The sequence below is a fragment of the Micromonospora sp. NPDC049580 genome (genome assembly GCF_040675595.1).
GTDB lineage: Bacteria > Actinomycetota > Actinomycetes > Mycobacteriales > Micromonosporaceae > Micromonospora.
The window spans coordinates 1-8,624 of sequence record NZ_JBFAPG010000270.1; the positions used below are offsets into that span (position 1 = coordinate 1).

Here is an 8,624-nt window from a genome sequence, read left to right on the forward strand (position 1 = left end):
CGCGCGACCGCGCGGGCGCTGCCACCGGCATCCTGGCCGGGCAGCATCAGGACCACCCGACCGTCGCGCGCCGCGGCCAGGCCACCGCGCGCTGAAGCGTACGTGGTGGCCCAGGAGAGCACCCGCTGCCGCGCCGAGCCGGTCGCCGCGATCGCGTCGTCGCCCACCGCCACCAGCACGTGCGGCGCGTCCAGGTCCACGCCGAGCCGGCGGGCCCGGCTGCGCAGCGCGTCGGTGTCGCGCAGCGGCCGGGCGATCAGGTCGTCCAGCAACTCGCCACGGACCCGCCCCTCCGCCTCGGCCACGGTCCGGCGGAACAGCAGCAGCAGCGCGGTCACCAGCGCGGCCCGCTCCAGGATCCGCTGGTCGGCGTCGACCAACTCGTCGTCGGGACGCAGCACCAGCGCGCCCAGGTTCTCCGCGCCGGCCACCACCGCCGCGTACCAGAGCGGGCCGCGGCGCACGCTGCGTCCCTCCGTACGCGAGGCGGCCACCGCCTCGACGATGTCCGCCCGGTCCGGCTCGTCGATCTCGCCCACCCGGGCCAGCAACCGGCCCTGGGCGTCCAACGCCAACAGCGCCCCGCCCAGCACCTCGGTCACCGCGGCGGCCACGTCCTCCACCCCGCCGCCGCGCAGCACCAGCGCCGTCATCCGGTCGTGCGCCGCCGCGGCCCGCTCCACCGAGCTGCTGTGCGCCCGGATGGTGGTGTTCGCCGCCGACAACTCGGCCAACGCCGAGCGGGTCTCGGCCAGCAGCCGGGCCGTGTCGATCGCCACCGCGGCGTGCGCGGCGAGGGAGACCAGCAGCGCCACCTCCTCGCGGGCGAACGGCCGGGCCGAGCGGTTGGCCGAGTAGAGCACCCCGATCGAGGTGGAACCGAGTCGCAGCGGCACCCCGAGGATCGCCACCAGGCCCTCCTCGCCCACACCGGCGTCGATCTCCCCGGTGTGGTGAAAGCGCGCGTCCTCGCCGTAGTTGGCGGTCACGTACGGGGCGCCGGACTGGGCCACCAGGCCACCGAGGCCGGCGCCCATCGGCAGCCGCAGCCGCTGGAAGCGGGCCGAGACCGACCCGTCGGTCACCCGCATGTAGGTGTCGCCGCGCTCGTCGTCGTTGAGCGTCATGTACGCCACGTCGGCGCCGAGCAGGTGACGGGCCCGGTGCACGATCGCCCGCAGCACGTCGTCCAGGTCGCGCAGCCCGGCCAGGTCGCTGACCGTGTCGTACAGGCCGGACAGCTCGGTCTCGCGACGGCGGCGGCGCTCCAGCAGCGCGCGAACCCGCAACGCCACAGTCTTGGCCTGCTCCAGCTCGGCCAGCCGGTCGGCGGGCATCCCGGCGGCGCGCGCGGCCACCAACGGGCCCTCGAACTCCACCGCGGCGGCCTCGCGAGCGAGCAGTTCGAGGAACTCCACCGGCGACGACATGGTCGACATTGTGCTCAGGCCCACTAGTTGGCCGTCCAGCCCCCGTCGAGCGCGATCGACGCGCCCGTGATGAAGGCCGCCGGCGGCGAACAGAGGTACGCCAACAGCTCGGCCACCTCCTCCGGCTCGATCAGCCGCTTGATGGCGGCCCGCGCCAGCATGACCTTCTCGATCACCTCGGCCTCGCCGATGCCGTGGCTGGCCGCCTGATCGGCGATCTGGCTCTCCACCAGGGCGGTCCGCACGTACGCCGGGTTGATGCAGTTGGCGGTCACCCCGTGCGCGGCCCCCTCCAGCGCCACCACCTTCGACAGCCCTTCGAGGGCGTGCTTCGCCGAGACGTAGGCCGCCTTGTAGGGCGAGGCGCGCAGGCCGTGCACCGACGAGATGTTGACGATCCGGCCCCAGCCCCGGGCGTACATGTGCGGCAACGCGCGGCGGATCAGCAGAAACGGCGCCTCCACCATCACCCGCTGGATGTACTCGAAGCGCTCGACGGGGAAGTCCTGCAGCGGCGCCACGTGCTGGAGCCCGGCGTTGTTCACCACGATGTCCACGTCCACGTCGAGCGCGTCCACGGCCGCCGCGTCGGCCAGGTCCACGCCCTCGGCGCGTCCGCCGGCCTCGGCGGCCACCGCCTTGGCCGCCTCCAGGTTGCGATCCACCACGAGCACCTTGGCGCCGGCCGCGCCCAACCGCAGGGCGCAGGCCCGCCCGATGCCGCTGCCGCCCCCGGTGACCAGGGCGGTCCGACCAGCGAGGTCGACCTGTACGACGTGGGGGACCGCCACGGGTTCTGCCGTCATGGCGCAAGAAGTTACGAGCTGTGTGCCCTGCGGCACATGGGGCAGCGACACATACTCCGTACCCCTGCTGTGTGGCCCCCTGCCCCCATGGCCCGCGCCCGCCCCGCCGAGCCGCGCGCCGGAAGGCTGTCTCTCGGGCGTCGGAGGCAGCAACCTCCGGGACGTTGCCCAGATCGTGGCGCGGGGTGTGGGGTGGGGGAGGGCGTGTCCCGTGGGGCCGGTGGGAAGGCCGGCAGTTAGGGTGTCGAACATACGTACTGCTGACGGCTGGGGGAGGGGGCGGCGTGCGGGTGCTGGGGGTCGACCCGGGGTTGACGCGGTGTGGGGTGGGCGTCGTCGAGGGGGTGCCCGGTCGGCCCTGCACGCTCATCGCCTACTACGTGGTCTACACCGACCCGGCCGACGACCTGCCGCTGCGCCTGCTGCACCTGGACCGGTCGCTGACCAAGCTGGTCGCCGAGCACCAGCCGGAGAGCGTCGCCGTCGAGCGGGTGTTCAGCCAGCACAACGTCCGGACGGTGATGGGCACCGCGCAGGCCAGCGGCATCGCCGTGCTGGCCGGGGCGCGGGCGGGGCTGCCGGTGCAGACGTACACCCCGAGCGAGGTGAAGGCGGCGGTGACCGGTTCCGGTCAGGCCGACAAGGCGCAGGTGACCGCCATGGTGACCCGGCTGCTGCGGCTGGACGAGCCACCGAAGCCGGCCGACGCCGCCGACGCTCTCGCCCTGGCCATCTGCCACGTGTGGCGCGGTGGCACCCGTTCCAAGCTGGCCGCCGCGGCCGATCGGGCACGACGAGGAGGAGCACGATGATCGCCAGCGTGCGCGGCACGGTGACCGCGACAGGTCCGGATCTGGCCGTGATCGAGGTCGGCGGGGTCGGCCTGGCCGTGCACTGCGCCCCCGGGACCCTCGCCGAGCTGCGGGTGGGGCAGCCGGCGCGGCTGGCCACCAGCCTGGTGGTCCGGGAGGATTCCCTGACCCTCTACGGTTTCGCCGACGACGACGCCAAGGCGCTGTTCGAGCTGTTGCAGACCGCCAGCGGGGTCGGCCCACGGCTGGCCCAGGCCGTGCTGGCCGTGCACACGCCGGACGCGGTGCGAAAGGCCATCGCCAACGCCGACACCGCCGCGTTGACCCGGGTGCCCGGGATCGGCAAGAAGGGCGCCGAGCGCCTGGTGCTGGAATTGCGGGACCGGATCGGTCCGGTGTCGATCGGCGCCGACGGGGTGGGCGGCGTGACCGGCGGCGCCTGGCCCGATCAGGTACGGCAGGCGCTGGTCGGTCTGGGCTGGACGGCCGGGCAGGCCGACCAGGCGGTGGCCGCGGTGGCGGAGACCATCGACGGCGCCACCCCGCCCGTGCCGGTCCTGCTCAAGCAGGCCATCCGCCTGCTGGGTCGTACCCGATGACCGCCCAGGGGCGACGGGAGGCGGCACGGTGAGCGAGACCGACGGGCTCGTCTCGGCGTACGTCAGTGATGCCGACCGGGACGCGGAGGCCACCGTGCGGCCCCGGCGGCTGGCCGAGTTCATCGCCCAGGACCGGGTGCGCGATCAGCTCGACCTGTTGTTGCAGGGCGCCATGCGGCGGGGGTCCCCGCCGGATCACATCCTGCTCTCCGGCCCACCCGGGCTTGGCAAGACGAGCCTGGCCAACATCGTCGCCGCGGAGCTGGGCGCCGGCATCCGCGTGACCAGCGGCCCGGCGATCGAGCGTTCCGGTGACCTGGCGGCGATCCTGACCAGCCTCGCCGAGGGCGATGTGCTCTTCATCGACGAGATCCACCGGATCGCCCGGCCGGCGGAGGAGCTGCTCTACAGCGCGATGGAGGACTTCCGGGTCGACGTGGTGGTCGGCAAGGGGCCGGGCGCCACCGCGATCCCGCTGGACGTCGAGCCGTTCACCCTGGTCGGCGCGACCACCCGCTCGGGTCTGTTGACCGGGCCCATGCGGGACCGGTTCGGCTTCGTCGCGCACCTCGACTTCTACGCCCCGGCGGATCTGGAGACGCTGCTGCACCGTTCGGCGCGCATCCTCGGGGTGCCGATCACCGCCGACGGCGCGGCGGAGATCGCCGGCCGGTCCCGGGGCACCCCCCGGATCGCCAACCGGCTGCTGCGCCGGGTCCGCGACTACGCCGAGGTCCGGGCCGACGGCGTGGTCACCCTGGGCACCGCCCGCAAGGCACTGACGGTGTACGACGTCGACGCGCTGGGCCTGGACCGGCTGGACCGGGCGGTGCTGACCGCGCTGGTGGACTCGTTCCGGGGCGGCCCGGTCGGGTTGTCCACCCTCGCCGTGGCGGTGGGGGAGCAGCCGGACACGGTCGAGGAGGTCTGCGAGCCGTTCCTGGTGCGTGCCGGCCTGCTGGCGCGTACCCCGCGGGGGCGGGTGGCCACGGAAGCCGCCTGGAGGCACCTGGGGCGTACTCCACCGAATGGTACATTTGGGATGGATATCCCGTCTCCGCCCGGTCTGTTCTCCCTGGACACCGATCAGCCGTGATGTGAACGTGATCTGTGCCGCATTCGGTGTTCTCAGGTGCAGGGATTAGACTTCGCCGCGGTCTGTACAGGATGTGAGAATCCGCCTCCGCTCCGGCACTCCCGTGCCGGACAGGTGGCCAATGGGAAGGCAGTAACCGTGCAATACCTTGCAGCGGGTGGTGGGGCCGGCGGCTTCACGCCGATCCTGATGATCGTCCTGCTCTTCGGCGTCATGTATTTCATGATGATCCGTCCGCAGCAGAAGCGTCGCCGCGATGCGGAGGCCATGCAGTCCGCGTTGGGCCCGGGCGACGAGGTTGTCACCATCGGCGGGCTCTACGGCACGGTCACCGGCGTCGAGGACGACGCCGTGCTGCTCGAGATCGCTCCGGGCGTGCAGACCCGCTACGCCCGACCGGCCATCGCCCGGGTGGTCACCCGCGCGGAGCTGCCGAGCGAGCCGGTCACCGAGGACGCGGACACCGTCAAGGAGTGACCCTCCCGCGGGGGTGACGGTTCCGGCGTACGGCCGGGTGACCGGCTCCCCGGCCACCGCGCCCAACGGGGCAGCGGACGTGACGTGAAAACTGGATAGTTGGGTCGACGCCGGGCGTCGGCACGTTCCCGTGGCCGTCGGCGTCCCCATGCCGGCGTGTCCGGCCACTGTGTCGGCACCCCGTCGGCCCAGGTCAGACCCGTTGGCCGGGACCCCCGGCCCGACACTCGCCGCCGCCGCGCGCAGCGGCGCGACCGTACAGGGAGACAGGACAACCGTGGCACCACCTCAGGGACAGATGCGACCCGGCCGGCAGCTCGCCGTGCTCGGGTTCATCTTCGTGGTCCTCTACCTTCTGGTGTTCTTCGCGGGCGGTGCCAGCGGCAGCTTCAAGGACCGGCTGGAGCCCAAGCTCGGCCTGGACCTGATCGGCGGCACCCGGATGACGCTGCAGGCGACCAACAGCGTCGATGGCAAGCCCCCGACGGCCCAAAACCTTGAGGAGGCCCGGCAGATCATCGAGAACCGGGTCAACGGGCTCGGCGTGGCCGAGGCCGAGGTGGTCACCGAGGGCAACCGGAATATCGTCATCTCCCTGCCCGGTGAGAACCGGAACCTCGACGAGGTGGGCAGCGCCGCCGAGCTGCGTTTCCGCAAGGTGCTCAAGGCCGCCGACGGCAGCGGGACGGCCGCCGCCCCGCCGGCCGCCACGGCAGCCCCGGGCAGCGTCACCCCGTCCGGCGCCCCCTCGGCGACCCCGTCGGGCAGCGGTGGACAGGGCGGGATGGCGCCCGCGCCGTCCGCCAGCGCGACACCGACCCCCTCGGCCTCGGCGAGCGCCGCCGCCCCGTCGGCGAGCGCCAGCGCCGAGCCGGTGCCGGCGAGCATCGAGGAGCAGCGCAAGGCCGTCGAGCAGAAGGTCGGCGCCGCCGCCTGGCAGGCCGCCAGCGGTCTGCAGGCCCCCGCCGACCTGAGCGCCGACCCGTCGCTGGGCGACAAGCTCAAGCCGTTCAGCACGCTGAGCCCGCAAGAGGTTGCCGTGCTGCCGGCGCAGATGCAGTTCAACGTGCCGACGATCGGCTGCGCCCAGCTCGACAAGCGCCCCCCGGCCTCGATCTCCGACCCGAAGCAGCAGGTCGTGTCCTGCGAGGACGGCGCCTCGAAGTACCTGCTCGACCAGGCCAAGGTGCTGGGCACCGACGTGGACGACGCCAACGCGGTGCTCGACCAGACCAACGCCTGGGTGGTCAGCCTCGACTTCACCGGCGACGGCCAGGGCAAGTGGACCGCGTTGACCCGTGAGGCGTTCACCAACGAGGGCCAGGCCTGCGACGCGACCGCCCTCGGCCAGGACGGCAAGTGCCGGGTGGCCGTCGTGCTGGACAACGAGATCGTCTCCTCCCCCGAGATCCAGGGCGTGCTGACCGGCAACTCCCAGATCACCGGCAACTTCACCCAGAAGGACGCCAGCGCGCTCGCCGGTCAGCTCCGGTACGGCGCGCTGCCGGTGACCTTCGAGCCGCAGGAGTCGCAGAACGTCACCGCGACCCTGGGTGCCAGCCACCTCCGCGCGGGTCTGCTCGCGGCCGGCATCGGCATGCTGCTGGTCATCATCTACGCGTTCTTCTACTACCGGCTGCTCGGCTCGGTGATCTTCCTGAGCCTGATCCTGTCCGCGCTGCTCGTCTTCGGCGCGCTTGTGGTGCTCGGTCGGCAGATCGGCTTCACGCTCACCCTCGCCGGCATCGCCGGCATGATCGTCTCGCTCGGTGTGGCGGCGGACTCGTTCGTCATCTACTTCGAACGACTGAAAGACGAGATCCGGGAGGGACGCAGCCCGCGTAGCGCGGTGCCCCGCGCCTGGGTCCGCGCCCGCCGGACGATCATCTCGGCAAACGCGATCACGCTGCTCTCCGCGGTGGTGCTCTACGTGGTCTCGGTCGGCACGGTCAAGGGCTTCGCGTTCGCCCTCGGCCTGGCCACGGTGCTGGACCTGGTCGTGGTCTTCCTCTTCCGGCACCCGATCATGACGATGTTCGCCCGGACCCGGGCGTTCCTGTCCCCGCGGGTCAGCGGCCTGGGTCGGGCACTCCCGGCCCGCAGCCAGCAGACTCAGCCCCGCAACCCGCGCGCCAAGGAGGCCTGAGATGGCTCAGAACGGTCTGGCGAGCCGCCTCTACAACGGCGAGGCCGGTCTCAACGTCGTCGGCCGGCGCAAGCTCTGGTTCGGCGTCGCCGGGATCCTGATCCTGATCGCGATTCTGAGCTTCTCGATCCGCGGGTTCAGCCTCGGCATCGAGTTCGCCGGCGGCAACTCGTTCCAGGTGCCGGCCAGCGTCGGCACCCTGAACCAGGCTGAGGAGCAGGTCGACGCCGCGCTCGCGGCCAAGGGCGGCGGCGCCGAGGTGGTGACCGCGCAGAAGGTCGGCGGCGCGGGCGGCGACTCGTACGAGCTGCGTACCGGTCAGCTCAGCGCGGAGCAGGCCACCGCGGTCAAGGCCGACATCGCCCAGCGGTTCGGCATCAACGCGGACCAGATCAGCGACAACCAGGTCAGCGAGGCGTGGGGCAGCCAGGTCACCTCGCGGGCCCTGCTCGGTCTGGTCATCTTCATCGCGCTGGTGATGGTCTACCTGATCCTGCGCTTCGAGTGGCGGATGGCCGTCGCCGCCGTCGCCTCACTGTTCACGAACCTGATCCTCACCGCCGGCATCTACTCGCTCGTCGGCTTCGAGGTCACCCCGTCGACGATCATCGGCTTCCTCACGATCCTGGGCTTCGCGCTCTACGACGTGGTGGTGGTCTTCGACAAGGTCCAGGAGAACACCCGGGGCATCACCGCCAACAACAACATGACGTACGGCGAGGCGGCCAACCTGGCCGTCAACCAGAGCCTCATGCGGTCGCTGAACACCTCCGTGGTGGCCCTGCTGCCCGTCGGTGGTCTGCTCTTCATCGGCGCCGGCCTGCTCGGCGCCGGCACGCTGAAGGACCTCGGCCTGGTGCTGTTCGTGGGTATGGCGGTGGCGTTCCTGACCTCCATCCTGGTGGCGACGCCGCTGCTGGCGCTGCTGAAGAACTACGACCCCCGCATCCAGGCGCACAACAAGCGGGTGCAGGCCCGTCGGGGTACGCCGGGCCGTGGCGAGGTCACCGGCAAGGGTGCCCCGGCCCCGGTCGAGGGCGAGGCGGCCGACGCGCCGCTCGATCCCGACTCCGCCGCGCTGGCCGGCGCCGCCCCGAAGGTGGGCGCGCGGCCGGCGGGCAAGCGGCCGACCGGCGCCCGGGGCGGTCGCCCCGGCGGCGGCGGTAACCGGCCCGGCGGCGCCAAGCGGCGCTGACCGACCCCCGGGGCCGACCCGGGAGGAAACGCCCGAACGGCGTCCGGCATGCTGTGCGAGCAG

At 72.5% G+C, this 8,624-nt stretch carries 8 protein-coding genes; 6 read left to right on the top strand and 2 right to left on the bottom strand.

Going from position 1 to position 8,624, the window contains the following annotated elements:
* Both AB0J68_RS20570 and AB0J68_RS20575 read right to left on the bottom strand, forming a co-directional pair.
* The coding region (locus tag AB0J68_RS20570) for a GAF domain-containing protein (protein ID WP_363939972.1) at positions 1–1,439 on the bottom strand (1,439 nt) is incomplete at its 3' end.
* 14 nt (positions 1,440–1,453) lie between these two features.
* Positions 1,454–2,236, bottom strand: coding sequence for a 3-hydroxybutyrate dehydrogenase (locus tag AB0J68_RS20575; protein WP_354856023.1), 783 nt, complete (start codon positions 2,234–2,236; stop codon positions 1,454–1,456).
* A 284-nt stretch (positions 2,237–2,520) separates the two neighbouring features.
* On the opposite strand from AB0J68_RS20575, the gene ruvC reads away from it, so the two are divergent.
* From ruvC to secF, 6 genes are all read left to right on the top strand, one after another.
* Positions 2,521–3,048, top strand: coding sequence for a crossover junction endodeoxyribonuclease RuvC (ruvC, locus tag AB0J68_RS20580; protein ID WP_234583505.1), 528 nt, complete (start codon positions 2,521–2,523; stop codon positions 3,046–3,048).
* Positions 3,045–3,647 carry a Holliday junction branch migration protein RuvA gene (gene ruvA, locus AB0J68_RS20585; RefSeq protein WP_354856024.1) on the top strand — a complete coding sequence of 201 codons (603 nt, stop codon included), beginning with the start codon at positions 3,045–3,047 and terminating at the stop codon, positions 3,645–3,647. The genes ruvC and ruvA overlap by 4 nt, the downstream gene beginning before the upstream one ends.
* A gap of 28 nt (positions 3,648–3,675) precedes the next feature.
* On the top strand, positions 3,676–4,743 hold the full coding sequence (gene ruvB, locus AB0J68_RS20590) for a Holliday junction branch migration DNA helicase RuvB (RefSeq protein ID WP_354856025.1): 1,068 nt from the start codon (positions 3,676–3,678) through the stop codon (positions 4,741–4,743).
* Positions 4,744–4,881: 138 nt separating this feature from the next.
* On the top strand, positions 4,882–5,220 hold the full coding sequence (gene yajC, locus AB0J68_RS20595) for a preprotein translocase subunit YajC (RefSeq protein WP_354856026.1): 339 nt from the start codon (positions 4,882–4,884) through the stop codon (positions 5,218–5,220).
* A gap of 277 nt (positions 5,221–5,497) precedes the next feature.
* The gene (gene secD, locus AB0J68_RS20600) at positions 5,498–7,366 is read left to right on the top strand and encodes a protein translocase subunit SecD (protein WP_363939975.1); all 1,869 of its coding nucleotides are present in this window, start codon (positions 5,498–5,500) and stop codon (positions 7,364–7,366) included.
* Between the two features lies 1 nt (position 7,367).
* Positions 7,368–8,561: a protein translocase subunit SecF gene (gene secF, locus AB0J68_RS20605; RefSeq protein ID WP_363939977.1), complete on the top strand. Its 1,194-nt coding sequence runs from the start codon at positions 7,368–7,370 to the stop codon at positions 8,559–8,561.
* Positions 8,562–8,624 lie beyond the last annotated feature (63 nt).